Genomic DNA, 26,323 nt, shown 5'->3' on the forward strand with positions numbered 1-26,323 from the left:
ACTTACGCAAATGCGGCTCTGTTAGCGCACGATTACTTCACGTAGCAGGCGAAGCCTTTCAGGTAGAAACCTTCTGGGTAAGCACTGTCTAGTGGGTGATCCGCAGCCTGTCCGAAGCGCTCAATAAACTGGACTTCACGCTTGGCATCAAGGGCAGCATCGGCGATGATTTTCTGGAACAGGTTGTTATCCATCAGGCCAGAGCAAGAATACGTCAACAGGGTACCACCCGGTTTTAGAATTTGCATGGCAAGCATATTGATGTCCTTGTAGCCGCGGCATGCGCCGACTAGCTGCGACTTCGACTCGGCAAACTTTGGTGGATCCATGATCACAACATCAAACAGCTCACCGCGTTCACGGTATTCTCGTAGCAATTTGAACACATCAGCGTTAAGGAATTCAGCGTTCTCCAGCGGATATCCGTTCGCTTCAGCGTTCATGCGAGCAGTGTCTAGTGCTGGTTGCGATACATCCACGTTCACGACATTGCTTGCGCCGCCTTTCAGTGCATACAGACCAAATCCGCCAGTGTAGCAGAAACAGTTAAGCACGCGCTTGCCGTTGACATATTTTACAGCGGCTTCGCGGCTATCACGCTGATCAAGGTAGAAACCGGTTTTGTGGCCGCCAACGATATCGACATTGATCTTCACGCCGTTTTCTTCAATGGTGACAAATTTAGGTGGCTCTTCACCAGACAGTACGCCAGTACGCTGCTTAAGACCTTCCTTCTTGCGTACTGATACATCGGAACGCTCATAAACACTACATTCTGGGTAGCAGATATTTAGTGCTTCAACCAATGCGTCTTTCTGCGCTTCAGCGCCTGCACTTAGCAGCTGGCAGACGAGGAAGTCCTGATAGCGGTCAATAGTGATACCTGGTAGGCCGTCAGATTCAGCGGCGATAAGGCGGTAACCGGTTAAGCCATCACGGGCAGCAAGAATATCACGCAGACCCTGAGCGGATTTAAGGCGGTTGACGAAGAAATCCACATCGATTTGTTCGTTTTTATCAAAGGTCCATACTCGAACACGGATCTGAGATTGCGGAGAAAATGCACCGCGAGCTAACCACTCACCTTTGTGGTCGAAGATATCAACGGTTTCGCCAAGCGATGGCTTACCTTCGACGCGCTGAATACCGCGCGAGAAAACCCAAGGGTGGCGGCGGCGAAGTGATTTTTCACGGCCTTTAACCAGATAAATTGAAACTGTCATGACTGCCCAGTATGGAGTAAGGAATGGGGGCGTATTATGTTGTCGAAACCACATAAAATCAAATTTATATGGATCAATAGTGGCAGTGCCTAATGGGAAGGTACTGTATATACCCAAGCTACTTCTCCTTCGTTGACGATTTTAAAAGGGAATGCCATTCCTGCAAATCTTCGCCTTGCATTGAATGAGCTAACAACCCTCTGAATCCTGCACCTTGAGGTAACTTGGGTATATGGTAGAGATTAGACTTTCAGTCCTCGCATCAGTGACTCAAGCGCTTCAGCTTGCGTGTTCAACTGGTCGATCTCACTAGTAGAGGCATTGATCGCCGTACAAATTTGTTGTGACTGGCTGCGAACTTGCTCAACATTCTTGGCAATGTCGTCAGCGACGGCACCTTGCTGCTCGGCAGCGGCGGCGATTTCGGTACTACGGTCTGAAATATGCTGGTTACGCTCGGTAATATGCGAAATCTCACTGTCTACTGACTCCATCAGTGTTTCACTATTGTGAGCATTTTCAACGGTCTTTTTCATCACCGACATGAGTTGCTGGCTATCTTTCTGAAGCGCTTCGATCATCTGTTGGATTTCGACAGTCGCGCTTTGGGTTCGGCCTGCCAAAGTACGCACTTCATCGGCGACAACGGCAAAGCCCCGGCCTTGTTCTCCAGCTCGAGCGGCTTCGATGGCGGCATTTAAGGCCAGCAGGTTTGTCTGCTCTGAGATACCATTGATGGTGGTCACCACAGCGTCGATTTTGGCGGCGTTGCTATCTAACTCGGCAACGGCATTCGCCGCTTGAGTGATTTCTTCGCTTAATAGACAGATAGCATTACGGGTCTGGTTGACTTGAGCGCGACCTTGCTCGGACACATCCTGCGTTTCACGGGTTTGTTCGGAGGTTTGATGGGCGTGGTCCGCAACTTGGCGGATGGAGGTTGCCATTTCCTCAGTCGCACTGGCCAGAGAGTCAAGGTGCTGCTGCTGCGAAGTGGATAGCTGCTCGCTGCCTAGGCTGCGTTGACGCAAATTGCGGCTGATTTGCTGCATTAACGCGGTAGCTTGTTGGGAGGCCTTAACCAGTTGTTGTTCTCGTTCACTCACTCGGTCAATAGTAATCGCAATGGTGCTAAATTCATCGCGAACTTTGAAAAAATTAAGGCGGTTAGTTAAATCGCCATCAGCAAGACTTTGTAGTGCTTTATTGGTGGTGAACATCGCACCGCCGATAAAGGTCATGATGTAGTATATCGCAGCCAGTGTGATTAGCAGGATAATCGCCATGATTGCCCATTGGCCTGAGCTTACATGTGAAAATAGATCTGCAGAACCATTTGAAGTGATGCTGTAATTCATGCCACTGACAAATACAGAGTTCTCACCCTGTCCAACGTGAAGGTTGGTGTTGGATAATAGCTGATATGCATCTGATTGATTTATTTGTTGCTGGGAGAGGAGAGAGGCGGTAGTTTCTAGTTGTTGTGTCGTGATTTCAATACGTTGTTGACCAGCACTATCAGCTAGTATTGTAGTTACGCTTATCAATGCAATAATTGGCAACAGGAAGAGTAAGTAGAACTTTTCCTGTAAGGTGATATGGATTAAGTAGCGGTCAATCCATCTAAAGGCAACTTCTTTCATATTGATTCCTAAAAACAAAAGCTTAGAGCATTTTTATGCGAGCAATATTATATTGTTATCGAGTGAAAAGCAGGAAGCTTGAGGTGATATATGTCACAAATCTGTGTGAAGGCGCTGATTACCGGTATGGTTCAGGGCGTTGGGTTTAGGTTTCATACCGCACATGAAGGGCTGAAGTGCGGTTTGACAGGCTACGCCAAAAATTTACCTGACGGCAGTGTTGAGGTGATGGTCTGCGGGCCGGAAGGGCAGGTCAAGCAGCTACTTACCTGGTTGAATACGGGGCCGAGAACATCAAGGGTCGACAATGTAAGCTGGGAGCAAATTGACTGGCGGCACTATGATGGCTTTGAGATTATGTAGCCAAGGTGCGAACAAGGGAAGTTTGGCTGCAGCGAGCAGGAAAGAGGGGATAGGCGAGAGGAGACCACTCGCCCAGATGAGCAATCACCAGCAAGTGGTTAGATACACTTAACAGGCTTTGGTAGGCCGGCCAGTTTCGTTGCTTGCTTTGCTGGTCCTTTCGGAAACAGCTTGTATAAGTAACGTGAGCTGCCCTTTTCTTCACCGTATTTTTTAGCCATCGCCTTCACCAGCATTCTAATGGCCGGTGAGGTATTGAATTCCTGATAGAACTCGCGAACAAAACGGACGACTTCCCAATGGGCTTCGCTCAGGGTGATCCCTTCTTCTTCAGCCAGAAGAGGAACCAGATCTTCGCTCCAGTCGTCGGTGTTTTTCAGATAACCGTGAGCATCGGTTTCGATTTGTTTACCTTCAAATTCAAGCATGTTTGCCTCGCATATAGAACGGCCAAAGCATAGTGATATTCAGGTTTCGCTGCAAGGCTGCGGCGACAAAAAAAGCGCCTTTCGGCGCTTTTTAGTTATCTATGACTGAATCAGAGATTAGTCGTTGCTACCCATGATACCTAGGATTTGCAGTAGGCTCAGGAATAGGTTGTAGATAGATACATACAACGTTACGGTTGCAGAGATGTAGTTTGTTTCACCGCCGCGAACAATGTTCTGTGTTGTAAGCAGGATAGCTGCTGACGAGAACAGAACAAACATACCGCTGATGGCCAGAGAAAGCATTGGCATCTGTAGGAAGATGTTTGCAACAACCATCACAAGAATGGCAACAAAACCAGCCAATAGCATGCCGCCAAGGAAAGACAGATCACGCTTAGTGGTCAGAGCATATGCCGAACACGCAAAGAAGGTCAGTGCTGTACCGCCGAGTGCCGGGACAATTGCATGCCCCATGCCAGCACCTACGTACATATTGAGGATTGGCCCCAATGTGTAGCCCATAAAGCCAGTCAGAGCGAAGGTAAATACGATACCCAAGCCGCTGTCGCGATTTTTCTCTGTTAGGAACATCAGACCGTAGAAGCCAACCAGAGTGATGATTAAGCTTGGGTGAGGCATATTCATCGCCATTGCAAAACCTGCAACGACAGCTGACCATACAAGCGTTAGAGACAGAAGAAAATAAGTGTTACGTAGAACCTTGTTCGTAGAAAGTACGCTTTCGTAAGCTGTGCCACGATTGACTATACGATCGTTCATAAATAGTCCCCTCAGGGTTAGATATGTGATTGCTAATATGAATGTATATTGGGGCATTTAATCGCTATTGCAAGCCGTTTGTCAAATTAATGTGGCTGTCCCCAAACAATAATCACCAGTTTAACGATAAGACCTGAATGATACTTAACAATTCCTTTTCTTTGTGGTCGAAGTTGTAAAATAATGTTACAGCACATGCTTGCTGCGCCTCCTTAAGTGTTTGTTTTCCCGTGTGATCAGGCCACTTAACCATCAATCTTAGTACGGATTAGTGCAAGATCTGGTTCAAAAACAGCTGCGTTCTGTCTGACTGTGGGTTGTCGAAGAATGCCTGCGGGGTGTTTTCTTCAATGATTTCACCCATATCCATGAAGATAACCCGATCGGCAACCTGACGGGCGAACCCCATTTCGTGGGTCACGCAGATCATGGTCATCCCTTCATTGGCCAACTCAACCATGACTTCCAGTACTTCACGGACCATTTCTGGGTCTAGGGCTGATGTCGGTTCATCAAACAGCATCACCTGTGGTGACATGCACAATGAGCGGGCGATAGCTACCCGTTGTTGTTGCCCACCTGATAATTGGCCTGGGTATTTGTGGGCTTGCTCGGGTATTTTTACTCGTTTCAGATATTGCATGGCGATTTTGTCGGCCGCCTGTTGAGGCATTTTCTTCACCCAGATCGGTGCCAAGGTGCAGTTTTCAAGTACGGTTAAATGGGGAAACAAGTTAAAGTGCTGAAAGCACATCCCAACTTCCCGGCGCACCAGTTCAATGTTTTTCAGATCACTGTTGAGCTCATTGCCTGCCACAATGATCTGTCCCTGTTGGTGTTCCTCTAGGCGATTTATGCAGCGGATTAATGTTGATTTCCCCGAGCCTGAAGGACCGCAGATGACAATTTTCTCCCCTTGTTTGACGGTGAGGTTAATGTCTTTTAGTACGTGGAATTCCCCATACCATTTATTCACCGCGGCCATGGTTAGCATTATTGTCTGGCTATCGTTATCTGTCATAGTTTCCCTCTTGATGACTTACCGCTTATGGCCGGTATGAAGTTTGTTTTCCAAATAGATGCTGTATCGCGACATGCCAAAGCAAAACAGCCAGAAGACCAGTGCCACAAAGACGTAGCTTTCCGTGGCAAAGCCCAACCATTTGGGGTCGGTATTGGCAGCCTGACCGATACCAAGCACGTCAAACATACCGATGATGAGTACTAAGCTGGTGTCTTTAAACAGCCCGATGAAAGTATTCACTATTGCCGGAATACTGATCTTCAGTGCTTGCGGTAAAACGATAAAGTACATTTTCTTCCAGTAGTTCAGTCCTAGTGCATCTGCTGCTTCATATTGCCCTGATGGAATAGCCTGCAGTCCGCCACGAACAACTTCGGCCATGTAGGCTGCACTAAAGAGCACAACCCCAGTCAGTGCTCTGAGCAATTTGTTGGTCTCGGTTTCGGCGTTGAGGAAAAGTGGAAGCATGACGGAAGCCATAAACAGTACGGTAATAAGGGGGACGCCGCGCCAAATTTCGATATAGACAGTACACAGGCTGCGGATCACTGGCATATTCGAGCGTCTTCCCAAAGCCAGTGCGATGCCTATCGGTAGCGAGACAACGATACCGACAATGGCAATGATCAGGGTGATCAGCAAGCCACCCCAAAGGTGGGTTTCAACGACAGGAAGCCCTAAGATGCCGCCATAGAGTAAGCCCGCGATGATAAAGGGATAGATATTGACGAAGAACAGCCAGATCCATGTTCGTCCGGGTGTTTTTTCAATCGCTAATAATGTGATGAAAACAGCAAGGGTGAAGTAAAACAGTGTCGGTCGCCATAACTCTGCTTCGGGGTAGAAACCGAACATGAATTGTTCGAAGCGAACGGAAATGAATACCCAGCAAGCCCCTTCTCGACTGCAGTCATCACGTGTTGTGCCGAACCAATCAGCTTGTAACAGTGCCCAGTCGATGATATTCCAAATAGAGAATAGGGCAAAATAGCCCAAAATAATGGTCAGGCAAGAATGCAAGACACTGGAAAAAAGGTTTTTCCTTAGCCATCCGAGGGCACCGACGGTATTGGACGGCGGGGGTAAGTCTGGACGAAATTGATGTTGATGCATTATTACTCGCTCCTATCGCTCGACCAGCGCAACTTTTCGGTTATAGGTATTCATAAGCAGCGAAGTGAGCAGGCTAAGCGTTAGGTAAACCGCCATGGTCATGGTAATGATTTCGATGGCCTGGCCGGTTTGGTTGAGTGTGGTTCCTGCGAACACCGAGACGAGATCAGGGTAGCCAATTGCCATTGCCAATGATGAATTTTTGGTTAAGTTAAGATACTGGCTGGTCAGCGGGGGAATAATGATCCGTAAGGCTTGGGGAATCACAACCAAACGCAGGGTTTTTCCTTGGGGTAAGCCGAGTGAAAGAGCTGCCTCTGTTTGTCCATGGTTGACGGCGTTGATCCCTGCTCGCACAATTTCAGCAATGAATGAAGCGGTATAGATACTTAAGGCGAGCAGTAGGGCTGCCAGCTCAGGGATGATGCTGATCCCTCCCCTAAAGTTAAATCCTTTCAGTTCAGGAGATTCCAAGCTTATCGGTTGACCGCTGGCGAAATAGCTGACCGTCGGAAATATAATAACCAGACTTAACGATACCCAAAGAATAGGAGGCTGCTTACCAGTCGCCTTTTGTTTTCTTTTGGCATAAATGGCGTAGCTGATACTCAGTACTAGCGCAACAATGAGTGCCAGTCCAATCCAGTAGGCATTCGGTTCGAAAACGGGTTTGGCAAAATACAAACCTCGGACATTGAGATACACACTCTCACTGAGGCTAATACTGTTACGGGGTGAGGGGAGAGCTTGTAGTACCGCGAAATACCAGAAGAATATTTGAAGCAATAAAGGAATATTGCGAAAGGTCTCGATGTAAACCGCAGCGAAACGGCTGACCATCCAGTTGGAGGAAAGTCGTGCTACCCCAATGATAAAACCCAAAAGAGTTGCCAGCAAAATCCCCAGCACAGAGACCAGTACCGTATTGAGCAAGCCAACAAAAAACGTTCTGCCATAACTGAAGGTTTCGTCGTAATCAATCAGGCTTAGCCCGATACCGAATCCCGCTTCCTGTGTAAGAAAACCAAACCCAGTAGCAATGCCGCGCTGATCAAGATTCGTTAGTGCGTTGTTGATGATTGAGTAGATAAAATAACCCAAGGCTGCTGCCGCGAGAGTTTGGAACAGCAGGGAACGAAATGTCGGATTATAAAAGAGGTTGCTATTCTTCGCTGCCAATACACACATCCTGTGTAAGAGATAATGATGGCAGGAGAGGGGCCGTTCCCCTCTCCAAATGGGCTAACGTTACGCCAAGTGCTAGCGCATAGGTGGCGCGTACAGGAGCCCGCCATCATTCCATAGCGCGTTGATCCCGCGCTTGATTTTAAGTGGAGAGCTCATACCGACGGTACGTTCGAAGCTTTCACCGTAGTTGCCGACCTGTTTGATAACTTGGTAAGACCAATCATCGTTTAGGCCGAGCCCCTTTCCTTTGGGGCCATCAATACCGATTAAGCGTCGAATATTGGGGTCGTTAGAGTTTTCCATGTCATCAACGTTGTGAGAAGAAACCCCTAACTCTTCGGCGTTGATCATTGCGTTGAGTGTCCATTTCACAATATTGAACCACTGGTCATCCCCTTGGCGAACGGCAGGCCCAAGAGGCTCTTTAGAAATGATATCGGGCAATACAACCGCTGAAGAGGGATCTTGCAGGTTCAAGCGAAGGGCATACAAGCCGGACTGGTCGGTGGTGAGTACGTCACAGCGGCCGGCTTCAAAGCCTTTGACGGTTTGGACATTGGTGTCGAACACAACCGGTGCGTATTTCATTTCACGGTGTCGGAAATAATCCGCTACGTTGAGCTCAGTCGTGGTGCCAGATTGGACACAGACCGCAGCACCATCAAGCTCAGCGGCACTCTCGATTTCAAGATCTTTGTTGATCATGAACCCCTGGCCATCATAGTAGTTCACACCAGCAAAGTTGATGCCTAGAGCGGTATCTCGATGAAGGGTCCAGGTTGTGTTTCGAGATAACAGATCAACTTCACCAGACTGTAGGGCTGTGAAACGTTCTTTGGCCGTTAATGGGATGTATTTTACTTTCGTTTTATCACCGAGCGTTGCGGCGGCGACGGCTTGGCAAAACTCAACATCGATACCTTCCCATTCACCTTTCTCATTCGGGTTTGAGAAGCCAGGTAAACCTGTTGTCACACCGCATTGAATGTAACCCTGTTTTTGGATTCGAGCGAGGGTACCGGTGGCGGTTGAAGGTGCTGCTGCGCTATCATCGGGTTTGCTTGCCAGTTGCCTTTCCAGTTCGGCAATTTTAGCTTTTAGTTCTTCAGAGCCAGATTCCACGGCGGCGATTGCGCCATCTGACGTTTGGGCGAGCTGCTGTTCAAGAGTTTCGACTTTGGTCTGTAGCGATTGGATCATTTCTTTGTCTTGGCTGCTGCTACCACCGCTATCACAGCCAGCAATAATTAGAGCAAAAGTGGATACTGCCAAGGTAGAGGTAAGGTTTTGCTTCATAATTACGTCCTGTTATTCCTTATCATGAGAATTGACGCTTCTTATCGTCATTATTAGCAGTTATCTCCAAAAGTGTGCCCCATGATTTATCTTTCTAGAAGGCACTTTCTTTCAGCCATAAAAAATAACTGTCTGTTTTTTTGTCACTATTTAGTATAGAAACACTTTGAAATAGTTCTAGTTAATAACTTGTTAACATGGTGGTGAGAAAAGAAAGCCCCGCATAGGGCGGGGCTTTAGAGGATATTGCTAGGTTAACCTTTAGCGGTATACATTGATGTTCATTGTTGCTACGTTCGACTCGTTGCCCTTACTGTCTTTGACACTGTAAGTCATTGTCATGTCGTAGTCCTTTAGTGGTGTGATTGAAATGCTACCGTCAGAGCGGATGTAGTAACGGCAATCAAGGCTACTTGGTGCATCATGAATCACCACACTTCGTAGGTCGATATCGTAGCTACCTGCTACATCATTCTCTAGTGGTTTGATCACGGTTGTACGGCCGTATTTAGCTGAAAAAGCATCATCCTTAGCCACAATATAGCTAGGCTCGGGCGCAGGTTCAGGCTCATTGTATCCAGGGGCATCGTAATCAGAGTTAACACCATCGAGGAAAGGTTTTAACGGCTCTAAACCTTTCGCGGCACGACCGTGAGAGCCGATCATCGGGATTTCAATCCACTCTTCACGGGGTGAGCCATTGATGTTGGTCTCGGCATAGTTTTCATCCCCTTCAACACCATTCGGAATGAACAGTTGTGGGTGGTCAAACGGTGCTTTCTCTTGACGTACACGTTCATCCGTTAGGGATTTCATAAAGGCAACGAGCGCTTTCTTCTCGTAATCCGTTAATCCCAAGCTACGAATATCAGGGTCAAGGTTAGAAGAGATGCCATCAAAGCCAGTTGAGTCACCACTACCTTCGCTGGTACGGTTACCACCTCGGTTATAGAACTCAACGACCTGCTCAAGCGTCGCCATACTACCGTCATGCATGTAAGGACCCGTTAGCTCAACGTTGCGTAGCGTAGGCGTCTTGAATGCACCGTGAACGGCCGTACGTTCTGTTCCTGCTATAACCAGAAGTTTCAAGGCTTCAGTTTGCTCTGCGGAGTTACACGGGTCTTGGTCGATGACCTTTTCTTCAAAAGTACAAGGGTCAACCTCGAAATCATCTGGTACATTGTTGCCTAACAGTTTCTGAATATACTGTTCGGTATGCGATAGCGGGTTACCCCATTGGTCTTTCCCCCCTAGGCCAAGATCTTCTTTCGTTGGTGTAACGCCAATGTTGTAAAAGCCGTTGTCATAGAGAGAGGTATTTTGATCCCCCATGAGCATCCGCTCAACCAGGCCTTCTTCTTGCTCTTCTGCTATTAAATGTGTCATGGCCTTGGAGAACTCTGGACCACTGTGACAATTGACGCACTTGCCTTTGTCGACAAACACTTCCAGGCCCTGTTTTTCAAGATCACTCAGTGCATAGCTGTCACCATCCATAAAACGGTCAAAGCGTGAATCATCAGAGATCAACGTTTTCTCGTATAACTGGATAGCCAAGCCCCAGAATAGGCTGAAGTTCTGCTCCATCTGGCTGTAGCCGTCAAAGTCTTTATTTGAGCCCCAGTACTCAATGTTGAAGGCATCTTTGATCATGTCACGGTATCTATTACGCAGACCATCGTTCGGATAACTGGAGTGAGCCCCCAGTACACTGTCAGAACGGTCAACCTGCTGTAAGCCTAAGGGTTTCAAGTTGAGTAACTTTTTACCCATATCACGAAAAGCTTTATTGGCGCAGGTCATCTCAAATGCGCTGCCCGGAGGCCCAACAGCCTGTGACGCCGCGCTTGAGTTAATGAGGTTAACTTCTTTCATACTTACATATTCGGTGTATGGATTGAAGTGCCACACTTTTGCGTTTTGATTACGTCGCCCGAATGGGTCAACGCCGTTGAAAGTATTATTTGCACGGCCGTCTAAGAAGTTGCGGAAATTGAAAATAGCATTGATCACGGTCGGCGTATTACGAGGTTCGACCTTGCGAGTGCTAACGCCACCGACATGGAAAATATCCTTGACTAATTCACAACTTTCTCTACGGTCTGAGTATCTGGGGTCGCCATATGAACCACCATATAGTTCGTCAAATACCCCCCCGACCACACCTTGTGAAGATACAACATCATCAGTATCGAATAAAACTTGTGAGTTGCGATCATCAGGATCGGCATATACACGGAATGGGAAATCATCCGGTACCAACGTATAGTTAGGACCGCCTATGCCAGTGCGGGTTGGATCAAATATTTCCCGCTTGGTCTCATCAACATTATTAAGCCCAGGGCTGATTTGGTTTTTCGTTCGATTATCGGCACCAGCACTGTAGTGACAGCTCGCACAAGCTTGTCCCTGACTACCCGCCTGCATATCCCAAAACAACGCTTTACCTAGCAATACAGCTGCTTTTTCGTCTTTTACATACTCATCGAGCCCTGGTACAGGAGCCGGTTGAATGCCTTTAAGGGAGCCAAGTCCAGATAAATCTGGTGTCTCGACCTCTTCTTCGGCATGAACACTGGCGATACCGGTAGCTAACCCTAACATTGAAGCTGCTACTAAGGCTGTTAGTCGATGACGTTTATATAACGTATTATTGTTCATCACTCACCCCTAACGTCCATTACGAAATATTGCTTTTATCTACGAGAATTTCCCGTGCAATAAAGATGGATGTTATTTTAGGTCTTAATTATTATTTTTGTGAAAATAGTAAATCGATAAAAAAGAAACGAGTGTTATTTATGGATATAAGCTCCGTAATTTAGAATGGTGTGTAAAAATGATACATTTATTGAAAATAAGGTAACAAATAAATACAAGGAATAAAGGAGAGGCTGTAATTGGTAAAGCAGAATAAAAACAGCCAATACAAACAGGTATGATTAATTAACTTAATAGTGAAGCAGAGGTGTTAAATTTGCGGACGTAATATTTAATACAAAGGTATGGGATTTATCTTGAAAGGGGGAATAATAAACCTGACATGAGACAAAAATAGAAAAAGCACAGCAAGGCTGTGCTTTTCTATGATGTTTATTAAAATTTAGGCGTTAGCCAATTTCTTCTCAAGCGCTTCTGCATCAACAGGCTTAGTCAGAATAGACAGCAATACGTTAACTGCCATCATAACCGCACAGATAGAGTAGGCTAGAGTGTAGTTACCAGATGCGCCCATTGCGATAGCAGTGATCGCTGAACCAATAAAGCCGCTCACACCCCATGCGGTGTATAGCACACCGAAGTTTGCGCCGTAGTTTTTCAAACCATAGAACTCAGCCGTTAGCGTTGGGAATACCGCTAGCAGTGTACCGTAACCAACACCAGCAAGTGCGGCACCGATCATTAGCGTGAAGCTAGAGTCAAAGCTTGCGAATAGTGCCATGTTGACACCCTGCATGATGAACGCAATGGTAAGTGTACGTAGGCCACCAATTTTGTCAGCCAGCATACCTGCGGCAACACGGCCACCAGAATTGAAGATAGACAGAACAACAACGAGGAACGCTGCTTCTGTGATATTTGCTTGCTGCGAAGCAATCAAAGTGATGTTACCAATTAGCATCAGGCCTGCTGATGAAGCCATTGCGAACATTACCCACAGTGAGTAAAACTGAGGTGTTTTCAGCATTGCACGCCATTGGATGTCTACAGGCTTAGCCGCTTTAGCTTTGTAGTTAGCCGGTACTTGAGGCTTGTAACCTTCCGGTGGGTTGGTGATAGTGCTTGCCAGCGGAACAGCAATAAGCAGAATCGCAACACCAAGGATCAGGAAGCTGGTGCTGATACCGAAAGAGTCAATCAGCAGAGATGTTAGCGGGGCAAGGTATACCGCAGCCAGACCAAAGCCAGCAGCGATTAGGCCGTTCACCAAACCTTTCTTAGAAGGGTGGAACCACTTCATCGCGGACGGCGCAAGACATGCGTAGCCAAAGCCGATACCTGCACCAGTCATTAGGCCGAAAGTAAGAAGAAGCAGAAGTGGGCTAGTGGCTAAGCTGGAGATGATCATACCTGAACCAACAAGCACAGTACCCAAGATAAGGATTTTGCGTGGGCCCATACGGTCTTGAAGCACGCCAGCTACCAAAAGTGATAGAGCAAAAGTAATTACGGCAACTGAGTATGGCATAGAAGCATCAGCATCTGACCAGCCCATATCGAGAACAAGTGCTTGCTTGAATACACTCCAAGCATACAGAATGCCCATACATAGGTTGATACAGAAGCCTGCTAGCAGGATCTGTTTTGCTTTATCGAATTTAGTCATCGTTTTCTCAGTCACTACAAGGAAAGCAGTATGGCTTGCATACTGTGCTCAAAAAAATTTTGTCTTTATTAACAAAAGTTGATTGTCACTAAAGGTGCGCGGATTCTATCAACATTTTTTGAATAGGAAACCGCTAGAAATATTTGGTTACAAATGTTTCTGTGGTTGTTTTATCTGTTCACATGCTGTTAATGAGTATTTTGTTTTCTAATCAGAGGTTTATGTTGCTTTTGGGGAGGCATTTCATATTCGCGGGTAAGTATGAATTTATGTTCACTTCACAGCTTGTAAGTCAGTGAAGTGAACATGATAAATAACACGGACAGGGTAGTATCAATGAGAAAGAATACTGTAGATTTTATCTTTCAGTTGCACGCGCTCTAATTTGAGTTCTGTGAAGTGATGATCGTCGGTGGGAATGTTGTTACCTTCTAGGCCTCTAATCTTATGATCAAGCTGGTGGTATCGGTCAGCCATTTGTTTGAAATCTTGGTCGGATTGCTTCAGCTCCTTAATTCTATCTTGATGCTCAGGGTACTCGATAAACAGTGCATGATTTTCACCTAACATATTGATACTCCCACGCTTATTACGATCCTACCGAATTAGACGATAGGCATAAAATTAACATTCATACCACAGAATTTTGTGGCTACCCACAAAGCGCACCCTAAAACGAGTGAAGATGGTTGTTCAGAAATTCGCTATAAATATGGTTGATGGACCCATCAACAATCAACCACAAGCAGGGCCAATAAATTAATAATAGCTTGGAGATGCCGAACGGCAAAGCCGGGCCTAATAGGCCCGGCTGAAGGGGAGGTTACTGGATGAAGCTGATATAGGTTTGCAGCACGATGAGATTAGCAATGTCGATAAAGAAAGCCCCGACGATTGGCACAACCATAAACGCTTGGGGTGATGGGCCATTACGTGAAACAAGGGCCCCCATGTTCATCACCGCCGTCGGTGTTGCGCCCATACCAAAACCACAGTGACCACCTGCAATTACCGCTGCGTCATAGGTTTTGCCCATTAAACGGAAGGTAACAAAGTAGGCAAAGGCAGCTAGCGTGATTGTCTGTACCGATAGAATCACAATCATTGGTAGGGCTAAGCCGAGAAGCTCCCACAGTTGAAGGCTCATTAGTGCCATGGCCAAGAACAGTGACAGTGAAATTGTACCTAGTGCATCGACGGTTTCATTATTAATTTTGTAGACTTTGCTCGTCTCACAGACATTGGTAATGAAGACACCAATAAAGAGGGCGTACACAAAGTCAGGGATACGTAGCCAGTTGATACCAAAGCTGTCGACTAATTCCTTGACGTGTGCGGCACCGGCAACACAAATCAACAAGATGAAGAGCACCTCAATGGTGTTCTTGGCAGTGATGCGATCCTCTTCGTGATCACTATATGTCACTAGATCTGGGTGTTCGATATGGTGTTTTTCACCTGCACCAAACTCAGATTTTAGTGAGAACTTGTTGATTAGGCGTTGCGCAACAGGCCCCCCGATGATGCCACCCATCACCAACCCAAACGTTGCAGCGGCCATCGACAGTTCGAGGGTATGCAGGCCGTAGATCTCGGTAAAAGTCTGCGACCAAGCAGCTCCAGTACCGTGCCCACCAGATAGGGTAATAGAGCCCACCATAAGCCCAAGAAGAGGATCAAGACCTAGCATGGTGCTTAGGCTAACACCAACCGCGTTTTGAATAATGATGTACAGTGTTGCAATACCCAGGAACAAGAAAACCCGTGAACCGCCTTTGGCCAATAGTTTAAAACTTGCCGCCAAACCAACCGTGGCAAAGAACATCTGCATCAGTGTATCTTTGAGGCTTAGTTTGAAGGTAATGTCGATGCCTTGAGTATGTAAAACTGCAATTAGTACGGCAACAATCAATCCGCCAACAATAGGCTCAGGAATATTGTACTTCCGGAATACCTTTACTTTGCTATTAATGAAGTAGCCAAGAAAAAGCACAATAATCGCAATGAGAAACGACTCAAGTTCGCTTACTTGTATAACTGAATTCATGATTATGTCTTTTCATTGTTTTTTAGGCGTTAATTTTACCCCCTAAAATGGCGACTGCCTATATTGCCATTTCAACCTCAATAGTGTAGACCCGTAGTTGCAGCTTAGTTGTTTATGTTTTGATTATGATATTTATGTATATTGGATGGCAAAGCTGTAGGCTGCTTTGTTATTGGTATGTTCTTGTTGGTGAGGAGGTGGTTTTTTATTGATAATAGGCTTTAAAAACAAGAAAAGTCTCATAGCGAAAACGCGACTGCTTTAAAATCAGTAGGCTAATGCTGAAGTGATGAATATCCATACGAAAAAAGCGGAATATATAAACCAATAATTATTGTAATTAATATGTTACGCCACTAATTTTGTCGATTAGTTAGTAATCGAATTAGAAGATTGGGCTTAATACTCACCTGAATGGTTGTTTTCTTATCGATATTTTTTTGTTTTTTTTATCAGAGGTGCTCTTACACGATAGATTTGATTGATTTGTTGGGAGTGGTGAGTAATAAAACAGCGTATATAATCCGTGTGAGATCAATTTTTTTGCTGTTTTAAGCTGAGAATAGTCAAAGGTGCCAATATTACACCCAAGATACGTGAGTATCAGGCTATTGCTAAGTAGTATTACTGCTGCAATAGCCTTTCTTGACTTACACCGTACTTTTATCCGTATGCAGATAATGTTGCTCGAATTCATGAACCGGCTGGGGGCGGCCGAATAAGTAGCCTTGAAACTCTTCCACTCCGATACTGCTTAAAAAATCACACTGAGATTGAGTTTCGACACCTTCGGCAACAACCTGCATGTTTAGGTTATGTGCCAGCTCAACAATAGAGCGGGTGATGGTGGTGTTGTCTTCATTCCAAGGGAGATCTTTAATGAATTCACGATCAATTTTGAGTATATGAATAGGGAAACGGCTCAAGTAAGCCAGCGAAGAGTAACCGGTTCCAAAGTCGTCAATGGCGATTTTTACACCCAGTGCTTCAAGTTTAATTAACTTGTCCAGAGCGGTATCGACGTCTGACATGATAACCGTTTCGGTGATTTCTATTTCGAGATACTGTGGGTCACACCCAGTTTGGATGATGGCCTTATCAATAGTCTCGACAATATTCGAGCCTAATAACTGTTGGGCTGAGATATTAATGGCAAAGTTGAGGTAAATTCCCTTTGATTGCCAGACTTTCAATTGTCGGCAGGCTTTTTTAATGAGGTACTCTCCAGCCTCGATAATAACCCCAGAACGTTCAAGAATAGGGATGATATTAAGTGGAGATTCAGGCTCACCATATTTATTTCGCCATCTTAGTAGAGCCTCCACTCCACATACGGCATGATCTTTGGCGTTTACTTTAGGTTGGTAGAAAAACTCATAGCGATCTGAACCCAACGTTCGGCGAAGTTCTGATTCCAATTGAATTTGCTGAACACTATGTATACCCATTTCCGACGTATAGAAACAAAACTGATTACGTCCTTGTTCCTTTGCCCGATATAAAGCGATATCGGCATATTTGCTGAGGTCTTCAGGTGCCTCTGAGTCATCGGGAAAGAAGCTAATGCCAATACTCGCGGTCAAGAACAGCTCTTTGCCTTCGATTATCAGCGGGGCGGCAATGTGCTTAAGGATACGAGTGGCGATATTGGTAACATTCTGTAGGTTGGCATTTTGTGCCAGTAAAATGGCAAACTCATCACCACCTAGGCGTGCCAGTATGTCGGTCTCTCTTAATAGGCGGTGGACGCGCTTGGCTGCTGCTTGGATCACCTTATCACCGACAGCGTGGCCTAAGGAATCATTGATCTGCTTGAAGTAATCCAAATCCAGTGAGAGAAGGGCGATATTCTCACCCGTGCTTTTATTGCATTTCACCGCCGCACAGAGCTGTTGTTGCAAGAGAGTGCGATTGGGTAGTTCAGTCAATAGATCGTAATGGACCAAGCGATGTAAGCGATTCTCGAACAAGACGCGTTCTGTTATGTCCTTACCTGTGGATATATAGTGACTGATCTTGCCTCGACTATTTCGGATAGGGGCAATGGTTTTTTCTTCGTATATGATCTGCTGATCACCTTGCTGATGCGCAATAACCCGCTCAATGACATGGCCCTCTTTTAACTGCTTTTGGACATGTTTGACGTCGTTGAGGTTATTGAGTGTATTCCTCAGTAGCTCAATGGACTGTTTACCGATAATATCTTTCGACGTTATACCGTTATGCTTTTCAAAAGAGCGATTTACATATTCAACAACACCTCTGCGATCTGTAATGATAATCGAGTCGTTACTTTGCTCGAGTGCCCGTGACATGCTCTTGAGCTTCTCTTCCCGTTCAATCCAATAGGTCACATCCCGGAGATTGAGCAAAATCTCCCGGCTTGAGCTGTAAGTAGTTTCCGTCGCGATGATCTCTATATGCTTAGTTTTTAAATTGTTAAATTGCAATCGGATCTTTATTGTTGGTTGCTTCCTCTCTCTTAGCTGATGCAGTTGTTCAATAATGGCTTCGACTTGCCGCCGGGATTGTGAACCGGGCAATAGTTTTGTCAGGGTACAGCCGCGTATTTCTTTATTTCCAAGGGAGAGGATTTGTATGGCTGTGTTATTGGCGGTGACAATTTTCATGTCTTGATCAAGAGTCATTAAACCGTCGGGGACATGACGTAATACTGTTGCATACTGCAAGGCTGTGTCTTCAATTTTCAGTGTCATCTTACGCTGTGTATTGAGGAGTTGAGATAAGTGCCAAGCTAATACCAAACACCCTGAAGCTAAACTGATCACGAGCCCTGTGAAGATGACCAGCTTTAATATCCGTTTTTGAGTAAAGGCCAGCTCGGTGACCGCTTCTGTCATATTGACGCGTGAAATGATGGTCCATGGTAAGTCTGAGCCTTGGAAAGGTAAGGTGAAGCTGTTTTCTCCACCGAAAGCTGTACCGGAAAAAAAACGGGTATAGGTATAGAGATGATCATCAATAATGATCTGTCCTGAATTGTTAAGATTAATGTCTTGCCATAACTGCGGGTACTGGGTGTGGAAATCTTGCTCTTTTGGCTGGTTGAGGGGGGACATGAACTGCCATGCACTATCGTTCGTTGGACCAAGCAGCCACTGTCCGTGATTATTCACCAACCAGTTTTGTACTTGGTCCCATCCATATTGGCTTTCTAGTTCCCCTAGGTAGTCAATGCCTAAGTAATTGAGGGTGATTAGCCAGCTCTGTCCATTCACTTTGAAATGGCTGACAAAGCGCAACATTGGCTTGTGGGGTAATTCTATCTGGCCATTTTCCTGGTTCAAGTCAAACTGAGACGTGTAGAAACCACCGGGTTGGATCTTCAACGCTTTTTTGACGTAGTCTCGTTGGCCTTTGTCTTGAAGTTGACTGGGATGAAGAGCCGTTGCACTATCGCCAACCTTGTTAACCCGGATGACTTCTTGGCCCTCGGCATTGAGAAGCCGAACCTGATCGTAATAATGGCGGGTGGTTGACAAGCGTAGGAAGCTAGCCGTCAGAATTTCGTGTTGCCTTTCAATATCCAATGATGTGTTGGAAAGCTCTTTGGCTTTTTCTGTCAGATATCTCAAATCTTCAATAATCGGAGCGAAATGCAGGCGGGTGATGTGTAACGATGATTGATGACGGCTATTCTCACGATCTTGGATACGTTGGTTGATCTGGTTTAAATCTTCACTGTAGATATAAAAGATAGACGCTGACGTAATAGTCAGTAATGGAATAAAAAAGAGTAAAAACCGTAATATAGTTGTTTTCATACTTCACCATGACGCATATCAACAAGATTAGTATAGCTTTTTTATGCTTTTGATTGCATCGGAGTAAGCAAAACTAGACATATTCATCATAACACATAGGTTGGATGTATGAATTTGTCTGCTATGTCACGATTTTGACTAAGAAGACGCTTTCTTTCTCTTGTGGTTAATCGTTTTCACTATTCTTTGGTGCCTTTTTCGCAGATTGAATCGGCTCTGATGCCTAAAGCTATCATTAAGTGCTTATATTTTAGTTTTTTTTGATTGGCGTCTCACTTTCCCTTTGTTTCTGATAGCTTAGATGCTGACGATAGTGGTGATATTTGTGGAAACGTTTACACTGTGTGGGTTTGATCACAGATTTCGCTTTCTTCTTGTTGGTAATATTGTCCGCAGTTAAGAACAAGAAGTTGTGATTTGGGTGTGGTGACAACTGAACACGTCACTAACAACGCATTGGGAGAAAGTGATGAAGGTATTAGTAACAGGTGGTATGGGCTATATCGGCAGCCATACCTGTGTACAAATGATTGAAGCAGGCCTCGAACCAATTATTCTGGATAACCTTTGCAATAGTAAAGAAGCCGTGCTTGAGCGAGTTGAAGCACTGGCAGGGGCTAAGCCGACTTTCTATCATGGCGACATCCGTGACCGTGAGGTTTTAGATCAGGTCTTCTCCGAGAATGATATCCGCTCTGTTATCCATTTCGCTGGCTTGAAGGCGGTGGGTGAGTCCGTTGAAAAGCCTCTTGAATATTACGACAACAATGTTCATGGCACATTGATGCTGGTGGATGCTATGAAACATGCTGGGGTAAACAGCTTAGTATTTAGCTCATCAGCAACAGTTTATGGTGATCCCGAAGAAATCCCAATCAAAGAAACGACTCCTACAGGTCAAGTGACTAACCCATATGGCCGCAGTAAATACATGGTGGAAGAGTGCCTTCGTGATATCCAAGTAGCCGCTCCACAAATGAGCATTACGTTGTTGCGTTATTTCAACCCCGTAGGTGCTCATCCATCAGGCACTATGGGTGAAGACCCACAAGGTATCCCTAATAACTTGATGCCGTTCATCGCCCAAGTGGCGGTAGGCCGTCGCGAATACCTTTCTGTCTTTGGCAATGACTACCCAACTCCTGATGGTACCGGCATTCGAGATTATATACATGTTATGGATTTGGCCGATGGCCATATAGCTGCCTTGCGGGCAGTGGGTGAAAAGGCTGGCCTTCACATCTACAACCTGGGCACAGGTAAGGGCAGCAGTGTACTTGAGATGGTTGACGCTTTCAGCCAAGCGTGTGGTCACGATGTTGCTTACAAAATTTGTCCTCGTCGTCCTGGCGATATTGCAGAATGCTGGGCTGATACGGCCAAAGCTCGAGCTGAGTTGAGCTGGGAAGCTAAATTTGATGTGACAGCCATGGCTGCAGATACATGGCGCTGGCAGTCTGAAAATCCAAATGGCTATTAATTAGCCTCTATATGATTTTAGGGCGCAGGCAGCGTCTTCACCCCAATGTTTGCCTGTTCCTACTTTTATTTTTTTACAGTTAACCTGTAGTTGCGAGTTTATATAATGTCTGAACAAAAATTTAATCCCGTTGACCACCCTCACCGTCGCTACAACCCTTTGACAGGCCAATATATTCTGGTTTCACCACATCGAGCCAAGCGTCCGTGGCAGGGTGCTGATGAGACCCCAGAACAAGCGGAAGACAAAGCGTATGATAGCGAGTGTTTTCTGTGCCCGACCAATACCCGAGTATCGGGTGACAAAAACCCAGACTATGCCGATACCTATGTGTTTAACAATGATCATGCAGCCTTAACACCTGACACCCCGGAAGCGCCGACACCGGACAACCCGTTGTTCCGCAGTGAAAGTGCTCGCGGCTTGAGCCGTGTTATCTGTTTCTCGCCTGATCACAGTAAAACATTGCCTGAATTACCTGTAGGGATGATTCGTAAGGTTATTGATACCTGGAACGAGCAAGTAGAAGAGTTAGGTCAAGAATATATTTGGGTTCAGGCGTTTGAAAACAAAGGAGCCACTATGGGCTGCTCCCAGCCACACCCGCACGGTCAAATTTGGGCGAACAGTTTCTTGCCAAACGAAATCGCGCGCAAAGACGACAATCTTCGTGCTTACTACCAAGAGCAAGGCTCAAATTTGCTGGTAGATTATGCAGAAGCTGAAATGGCTGATGGTTCACGTACAGTGGTTGAAACTGAGCATTGGATTGCTGTTGTGCCTTATTGGGCCGCCTGGCCATTTGAAACGATGCTGATGCCGAAAACGCATGTACGTCGCATGAATGACTTAACTGAGGCGCAGCGTGATGATCTTGCTGTCGCGATCAAAAAACTAACCAGCCGTTATGACAATCTGTTCAAGTGCTCATTCCCTTATTCGATGGGGTGGCATTATGCGCCTTTCTTCAAAGAGGGCGATACCTCAACAGAACACTGGCAGTTGCATGCGCTGTTCTATCCGCCACTGCTTCGTTCTGCCACTGTGCGTAAATTTATGGTGGGTTACGAAATGTTGGCAGAAAGCCAACGTGACCTTACTGCAGAGCAGGCGGCAGACAAACTGCGTGCCCTAAGCGACGTACATTACCGCGAAACAACGACAACAAATACAAAGTAATCCATAAAGAAAGATAGGAATATATTATGTCTAAAACGCAACTACTCATTGACGCTGTTAATACCTCATTCTCTTCTGTATTGGGTTACGAAGCGACTCACCTTATCCAAGCGCCGGGCCGTGTAAATTTGATCGGTGAGCACACCGATTATAATGACGGTTTTGTACTACCGTGTGCGATAGATTATCAAGCCTTTGTTGCTGCTGCTCGTCGTGATGACAACATCGTCCGTGTTGTTTCTGTGGATTATGACAACCAGACCAAAGAGTTCGACCTAACAGCTGACATCACTTTCGATCAAGAGTGCATGTGGATCAATTACATCAAAGGAGTGGTCAAGTGTCTACGCGAGCGTGGTTACGAATTCGCGGGTGCAGATATTGCGGTAAGCGGTAATGTTCCACAAGGCGCAGGCCTGAGCTCATCAGCGGCACTGGAGGTGGTCATTGGTCAAACGTTCAAAACTCTATTCGCTCTTGAAATTAGCCAGCAAGAGATTGCACTGAACGGCCAGCAAGCGGAAAACGAATTCGTCGGCTGTAACTGCGGCATCATGGATCAGTTGATTTCTGCCGAAGGTCAAGAGAACCATGCCTTGCTAATCGACTGCCGTTCACTAGAAACCAAAGCAGTTTCAATGCCGGAAGATATGGCAGTAGTGATTATCAACTCTAACAAGAAGCGTGGTTTGGTCGACAGCGAATACAACACCCGCCGCGAGCAGTGCGAAGAAGCTGCACGTATTTTCGGTGTGAAAGCGCTACGTGACGTTACTCTCGAGCAGTTCAACGCCCGTGTTGAGGAGTTGGATGAAACGGTTGCCAAACGGGCTCGTCACGTGATCACTGAAAACGACCGTACAGAAGATGCGGCCATTGCCCTAAGCCAAGGTGATATGAAGCGTATGGGTGAGCTGATGGCACAATCTCATGCTTCAATGCGTGATGACTTTGAAATTACAGTCCCTGAAATTGATTTTATTGTTGATACCGTGAAAGAGGTCATTGGCGAGCAGGGTGGTGTCCGTATGACCGGTGGTGGTTTCGGTGGCTGTATTGTTTCTATTGTGCCACCTGCATTGGTTGATGACTTGACGGCTGCACTTGCGGAAAAATATGAAGCGAAGACTGGCCTAAAAGAAACGATCTATGTGTGTAAAGCAAAAGCGGGTGCTGGCGCAATTGCCTAAGTTGAGATGCTCAAATAAGGATTACAAATGACACTACCTCATAAAGTGTTAGCACTGCACGACACCATGACCATGGAGGCGGCCTATGATGGCCGTCCTGCTAAGCTGTTTACCCTGACCAATGTTTCAGGAATGACCGCAACCTTCATGGATATTGGTGCGACATGGCTAAGTTGTACTGTGCCAGTGAGTGGGGAAGGCGACAAGAGTTGTGAAGCGCGTGAAGTGTTACTCGGCTGTGCCACCATGGCTGATCACTGCAAGCAAACAGCCTATTTTGGCGCAACGGTAGGACGTTATGCCAACCGTATTGCCCATGGTCAATTTACGATTGACGGTGAAACGACTCAAGTTGCAATTAACCATGCAGGTAATACACTGCATGGGGGACCTGAAGGCTATGATAAGCGTCGCTGGACGATAGAATCACCAAGTGACTCAAAGTTAGTGTTTAGCCTATTGTCGCAAGATGGCGATCAAGGCTTTCCAGGTAACCTACAAGTCAAAGTAACCTTTGAATTAACCGCTGATAATACGGTGGCTATTAGTTATCAAGCTGAGGGTGACAAACCTTGCCCTGTCAACTTTACCAATCACGCTTATTTCAACCTTGCTGGTGAAGACGCTGGTGATGACTGTTTGCTGCATGAGCTAACAATTAATGCTGATCACTTTGTACCGACATCTGATGCTGGGATCCCAATCGGTGTATTGAAACCTGTTGATCAAACGGGATTTGATTTCCGCGAGGCGAAATCTATCGGACAAGACTTACTGAGCGATCCTGAGCAGGTATTAGCAAAAGGATATGATCATGCTTTTATTATGCCTCCAGAACTAACGGATGGTATCAGTGATATTGCTAAAGCGGTCTCACCGGATCAGAAAGTCACAATGGCGGTACAAACGACCAAACCAGCGGTTCAGCTTTATACAGGAAATTTCTTAGCTGGAACGAAAGGTACATCGGGAGAATATAGAATTCATCAAGGCTTCTGCCTTGAGACTGAATATTTGCCAGATGCTCCGAATCACCCTGAGTGGCCTGGTGATAGCATCCTGCGGCCAAAACAAATTTATGCTCACTACACCGGTTATCGTTTTACCTTCTAGTCGTTTTGATTTCCTTTGTTGAAATTGGGGTTTGCCTGCTCAAATGAGCGGGCTTTTTTATGGGTGTTGTTACCAGATAAATATGCGTCAGCTTCTAACAATCGGTATAATTTCATACTGATTTTTTGCTATTGCGAATTTGGTTAAAAAATGAAAAAAAATACGATGACTTTTATCGTCACTTTTGTGTCGGTGTTTTGTGCAATAACGGTTAAGAACGTCCTCGTTAGTGCTTTATTGCAGGCGGGAGAGCTACATTTTTTGCTCGATACATTGATATTACTTGTGATTTATGTACCCATTTATTTCGCTTTCACGAGGCTAGGCAAACGCTTCGTGAGTAATGAATAAACGAGCCCTTCGTTGTTATACGGCACAAGCTGGTACTTTTATTTGAGTACCAGCTATATAAGGTAATAAGTCATTCTCTTCGGTGAGCCCTAACGTCGAGTGATATGACTGAGAAGGTCAATGAGTTCGTTTTCGGTTTTCGGGGTTTTGTCTAATTGGATATAAGGGGAAGAACCACCCCAAAGCATGTAGGCTGTATCGGTACAATGGTCATGATGAAACCATTTTCCGTCTATACAGATGTCGGTATAACATCTTGGATCTTGAATAAGTTCCATATACGCTCGTCCTTTTTGTTTAACATGTTTCCAACATACGACCAACCGGTTTGCAGTAAATTGATCTTGGTCATTAACGTATGACTTTTTTCGATTAAGTGCTTCGCAAAATACTTTGTAACGTACGACAGCCGTTGGTGTGACTGCACTTAGTACATCACTGATGCCTTAGCCCTATATGTTTATGACTCATTACCATGTTGGTTTGTGAAACGTCCTAACTACAAACTGTGATGGGTTTTCCGTACTTGCGCGTTGACGAGAAACCTGACTGGTTGTGCTCAATGTCTTGGACTAAAGACAAATGAGTGTTTATAAACTCAAGGAAAAGAGCATGGCAAAGACAGCAAGTATTGGAAAAAAGCCCAAGGTGTGTTTAGTACTGCAAGGGGGCGGGGCGCTGGGGGCTTATCATATCGGTGCCTATCAGGCATTGGAAGAAGCGGGCTTCACTCCGGATTGGTTTGCAGGTATCTCGATTGGGGCTTTAAATGCCACCATTCTGGCTGGAAACGAACCTGAAAAGCGGCTTACACAGCTAGAAACATTCTGGGAGATGATTTCAAGATCGGGGACGGATATGAAAATCCCCACCGAATTTGCCTCAGCGTTTAATATGCTAAGTGCCTCGTCAGCGTTAGTTTTTGGCCAGCCGAACTTTTTCTCTCCACGATTAATTAATCCTTGGATTGCACCTCCTGGTGAAGGAGCGACAAGTTTCTACAATACTGCACCGCTGTTTGGCACTTTGGATGATCTCTCTGACTTTGACTTGATCAATAGCAATCAAGTGCGTCTCACTGTGGGGGCGACGCGGGTGACTGATGGTGAGTTGGTATTCTTTGACAGTCAATCCGATACCATGGCACCAGCTCATGCTGTCGCGAGTGGATCCCTGCCGCCGGGATTTCCTGCCACAAAGATCGGTGAAGATCATTATTGGGATGGCGGGGTGGTGTCCAACACGCCTCTTACTGGTATTCTCGATCTAGCAGAAGACGAAGATTTATTGATTTTCATGGTCGATCTTTGGAACGCCAATGGCGATCTGCCCAAAACCATGTCGGAAGTGATATGGCGCGAGAAAGAGATTCAATATGCTAGTCGTACTTGTGAGCATCTCGAAGCGCTGGTGGCCAAACGTAATCTCGATCATTTAAAACAGACAGTGCCAGAATTAATTGCGAGCGCCCAGGTGCCGGATGTCACCGCTTTAAAAGCGGGCAGTAAAATTGATATTGTTCATATTACTTTTGATCCTCTACATGGCCATATCCCACTTAGTGATACAGAGTTCTCTCGCCGCTCTATTCGGTTACGCCGCGATTGTGGATATGAGGACATGCAGCAGGCTTTGAAAGAAGCACCATGGACCCAAGCTGACGATGTATTACCAGCGCATTTTCACCCACGTCATAAAGATGGTTCTTGGCTAAAACAGAGCAAAGTGAAAAAACTAAAGAAAGTTTCTTAACAAGTTGACGTTGCTCTAAATAAGAAGCCCTGCAT

20 protein-coding genes are annotated in these 26,323 nt (G+C 45.8%); 6 read left to right on the forward strand and 14 right to left on the reverse strand.

The window, feature by feature from the left end:
• Positions 1–32 precede the first annotated feature (32 nt).
• Together C9I99_RS09570 and C9I99_RS09575 are read right to left on the reverse strand one after the other, a co-directional pair.
• The gene (locus C9I99_RS09570; protein WP_107348844.1) at positions 33–1,223 is read right to left on the reverse strand and encodes a class I SAM-dependent methyltransferase; all 1,191 of its coding nucleotides are present in this window, start codon (positions 1,221–1,223) and stop codon (positions 33–35) included.
• 242 nt (positions 1,224–1,465) lie between these two features.
• Positions 1,466–2,866 (reverse strand): methyl-accepting chemotaxis protein, encoded by a 1,401-nt coding sequence (locus tag C9I99_RS09575; RefSeq protein WP_107348647.1) that lies wholly within the window; start codon positions 2,864–2,866, stop codon positions 1,466–1,468.
• Positions 2,867–2,956: 90 nt separating this feature from the next.
• Between C9I99_RS09575 and yccX the strand changes: the two genes are divergently transcribed.
• Positions 2,957–3,229: an acylphosphatase gene (gene yccX, locus C9I99_RS09580; RefSeq protein WP_107348648.1), complete on the forward strand. Its 273-nt coding sequence runs from the start codon at positions 2,957–2,959 to the stop codon at positions 3,227–3,229.
• 98 nt (positions 3,230–3,327) lie between these two features.
• Here yccX and tusE read toward each other — a convergent pair whose 3' ends face one another.
• The 11 genes from tusE to C9I99_RS09635 all read right to left on the reverse strand — a co-directional run bounded on the left by tusE (position 3,328) and on the right by C9I99_RS09635 (position 19,223).
• Positions 3,328–3,657 carry a sulfurtransferase TusE gene (tusE, locus tag C9I99_RS09585; RefSeq protein ID WP_107348649.1) on the reverse strand — a complete coding sequence of 110 codons (330 nt, stop codon included), beginning with the start codon at positions 3,655–3,657 and terminating at the stop codon, positions 3,328–3,330.
• Positions 3,658–3,774: 117 nt separating this feature from the next.
• Positions 3,775–4,440, reverse strand: coding sequence for a Bax inhibitor-1/YccA family protein (locus C9I99_RS09590; RefSeq protein ID WP_107348650.1), 666 nt, complete (start codon positions 4,438–4,440; stop codon positions 3,775–3,777).
• A 268-nt stretch (positions 4,441–4,708) separates the two neighbouring features.
• A complete protein-coding gene (locus C9I99_RS09595; RefSeq protein ID WP_107348651.1) occupies positions 4,709–5,461 on the reverse strand; it encodes an amino acid ABC transporter ATP-binding protein in 753 nt (250 codons plus the stop codon).
• Between the two features lie 18 nt (positions 5,462–5,479).
• Complete coding sequence (locus tag C9I99_RS09600; RefSeq protein ID WP_107348652.1) at positions 5,480–6,577, reverse strand: amino acid ABC transporter permease; 1,098 nt, start codon at positions 6,575–6,577, stop codon at positions 5,480–5,482.
• A gap of 12 nt (positions 6,578–6,589) precedes the next feature.
• Positions 6,590–7,756: an amino acid ABC transporter permease gene (locus tag C9I99_RS09605; protein ID WP_243734472.1), complete on the reverse strand. Its 1,167-nt coding sequence runs from the start codon at positions 7,754–7,756 to the stop codon at positions 6,590–6,592.
• A gap of 81 nt (positions 7,757–7,837) precedes the next feature.
• Positions 7,838–9,061, reverse strand: a complete 1,224-nt coding sequence (locus tag C9I99_RS09610) for an amino acid ABC transporter substrate-binding protein (protein ID WP_243734474.1) — start codon at positions 9,059–9,061, stop codon at positions 7,838–7,840.
• 261 nt (positions 9,062–9,322) lie between these two features.
• The gene (locus C9I99_RS27530; protein ID WP_107348654.1) at positions 9,323–11,725 is read right to left on the reverse strand and encodes a cytochrome-c peroxidase; all 2,403 of its coding nucleotides are present in this window, start codon (positions 11,723–11,725) and stop codon (positions 9,323–9,325) included.
• A gap of 442 nt (positions 11,726–12,167) precedes the next feature.
• Entirely contained in the window at positions 12,168–13,391 is a 1,224-nt protein-coding gene (locus C9I99_RS09620; RefSeq protein WP_107348655.1) for an L-lactate MFS transporter, read from the reverse strand.
• Between the two features lie 333 nt (positions 13,392–13,724).
• Entirely contained in the window at positions 13,725–13,961 is a 237-nt protein-coding gene (locus C9I99_RS09625; RefSeq protein ID WP_107348656.1) for an HP1242/YdcH family protein, read from the reverse strand.
• A 253-nt stretch (positions 13,962–14,214) separates the two neighbouring features.
• Positions 14,215–15,438: a sodium/glutamate symporter gene (gene gltS / locus C9I99_RS09630; protein WP_107348657.1), complete on the reverse strand. Its 1,224-nt coding sequence runs from the start codon at positions 15,436–15,438 to the stop codon at positions 14,215–14,217.
• Positions 15,439–16,088: 650 nt separating this feature from the next.
• Positions 16,089–19,223 (reverse strand): sensor domain-containing protein, encoded by a 3,135-nt coding sequence (locus C9I99_RS09635; RefSeq protein ID WP_107348658.1) that lies wholly within the window; start codon positions 19,221–19,223, stop codon positions 16,089–16,091.
• Positions 19,224–19,692: 469 nt separating this feature from the next.
• Between C9I99_RS09635 and galE the strand changes: the two genes are divergently transcribed.
• From galE to galM, 4 genes are all read left to right on the forward strand, one after another.
• Positions 19,693–20,703, forward strand: coding sequence for a UDP-glucose 4-epimerase GalE (gene galE, locus C9I99_RS09640; protein ID WP_107348659.1), 1,011 nt, complete (start codon positions 19,693–19,695; stop codon positions 20,701–20,703).
• Between the two features lie 105 nt (positions 20,704–20,808).
• Positions 20,809–21,882 carry a UDP-glucose--hexose-1-phosphate uridylyltransferase gene (locus C9I99_RS09645; RefSeq protein WP_107348660.1) on the forward strand — a complete coding sequence of 358 codons (1,074 nt, stop codon included), beginning with the start codon at positions 20,809–20,811 and terminating at the stop codon, positions 21,880–21,882.
• Between the two features lie 26 nt (positions 21,883–21,908).
• Positions 21,909–23,072 carry a galactokinase gene (gene galK / locus C9I99_RS09650; protein ID WP_107348661.1) on the forward strand — a complete coding sequence of 388 codons (1,164 nt, stop codon included), beginning with the start codon at positions 21,909–21,911 and terminating at the stop codon, positions 23,070–23,072.
• Positions 23,073–23,099: 27 nt separating this feature from the next.
• A complete protein-coding gene (galM, locus tag C9I99_RS09655; protein ID WP_107348662.1) occupies positions 23,100–24,185 on the forward strand; it encodes a galactose-1-epimerase in 1,086 nt (361 codons plus the stop codon).
• A 440-nt stretch (positions 24,186–24,625) separates the two neighbouring features.
• Here the strand turns inward: galM and C9I99_RS27445 are convergent, their stop codons facing one another.
• Entirely contained in the window at positions 24,626–24,814 is a 189-nt protein-coding gene (locus tag C9I99_RS27445; protein ID WP_107348664.1) for a hypothetical protein, read from the reverse strand.
• Between the two features lie 334 nt (positions 24,815–25,148).
• On the opposite strand from C9I99_RS27445, the gene C9I99_RS09670 reads away from it, so the two are divergent.
• Positions 25,149–26,288 (forward strand): patatin-like phospholipase family protein, encoded by a 1,140-nt coding sequence (locus C9I99_RS09670; RefSeq protein ID WP_107348665.1) that lies wholly within the window; start codon positions 25,149–25,151, stop codon positions 26,286–26,288.
• Positions 26,289–26,323 lie beyond the last annotated feature (35 nt).

It is taken from the genome of Photobacterium lutimaris, assembly GCF_003025555.1.
Lineage (GTDB): Bacteria > Pseudomonadota > Gammaproteobacteria > Enterobacterales > Vibrionaceae > Photobacterium > Photobacterium lutimaris.

Coding starts and splice junctions, on each gene's coding strand:
- C9I99_RS09595 (WP_107348651.1), bottom strand. CDS start 5,461: ATGACAGATAACGATAGCCAGACAATAATGCTAACCATGGCCGCGGTG.
- C9I99_RS09645 (WP_107348660.1), top strand. CDS start 20,809: ATGTCTGAACAAAAATTTAATCCCGTTGACCACCCTCACCGTCGCTAC.
- C9I99_RS09610 (WP_243734474.1), bottom strand. CDS start 9,061: ATGAAGCAAAACCTTACCTCTACCTTGGCAGTATCCACTTTTGCTCTA.
- C9I99_RS27445 (WP_107348664.1), bottom strand. CDS start 24,814: ATGGAACTTATTCAAGATCCAAGATGTTATACCGACATCTGTATAGAC.
- C9I99_RS09625 (WP_107348656.1), bottom strand. CDS start 13,961: ATGTTAGGTGAAAATCATGCACTGTTTATCGAGTACCCTGAGCATCAA.
- C9I99_RS09575 (WP_107348647.1), bottom strand. CDS start 2,866: ATGAAAGAAGTTGCCTTTAGATGGATTGACCGCTACTTAATCCATATC.
- galK (WP_107348661.1), top strand. CDS start 21,909: ATGTCTAAAACGCAACTACTCATTGACGCTGTTAATACCTCATTCTCT.
- C9I99_RS09570 (WP_107348844.1), bottom strand. CDS start 1,223: ATGACAGTTTCAATTTATCTGGTTAAAGGCCGTGAAAAATCACTTCGC.
- galM (WP_107348662.1), top strand. CDS start 23,100: ATGACACTACCTCATAAAGTGTTAGCACTGCACGACACCATGACCATG.
- gltS (WP_107348657.1), bottom strand. CDS start 15,438: ATGAATTCAGTTATACAAGTAAGCGAACTTGAGTCGTTTCTCATTGCG.
- tusE (WP_107348649.1), bottom strand. CDS start 3,657: ATGCTTGAATTTGAAGGTAAACAAATCGAAACCGATGCTCACGGTTAT.
- C9I99_RS09635 (WP_107348658.1), bottom strand. CDS start 19,223: ATGAAAACAACTATATTACGGTTTTTACTCTTTTTTATTCCATTACTG.
- yccX (WP_107348648.1), top strand. CDS start 2,957: ATGTCACAAATCTGTGTGAAGGCGCTGATTACCGGTATGGTTCAGGGC.
- galE (WP_107348659.1), top strand. CDS start 19,693: ATGAAGGTATTAGTAACAGGTGGTATGGGCTATATCGGCAGCCATACC.
- C9I99_RS09670 (WP_107348665.1), top strand. CDS start 25,149: ATGGCAAAGACAGCAAGTATTGGAAAAAAGCCCAAGGTGTGTTTAGTA.
- C9I99_RS27530 (WP_107348654.1), bottom strand. CDS start 11,725: ATGAACAATAATACGTTATATAAACGTCATCGACTAACAGCCTTAGTA.
- C9I99_RS09620 (WP_107348655.1), bottom strand. CDS start 13,391: ATGACTAAATTCGATAAAGCAAAACAGATCCTGCTAGCAGGCTTCTGT.
- C9I99_RS09590 (WP_107348650.1), bottom strand. CDS start 4,440: ATGAACGATCGTATAGTCAATCGTGGCACAGCTTACGAAAGCGTACTT.
- C9I99_RS09600 (WP_107348652.1), bottom strand. CDS start 6,577: ATGCATCAACATCAATTTCGTCCAGACTTACCCCCGCCGTCCAATACC.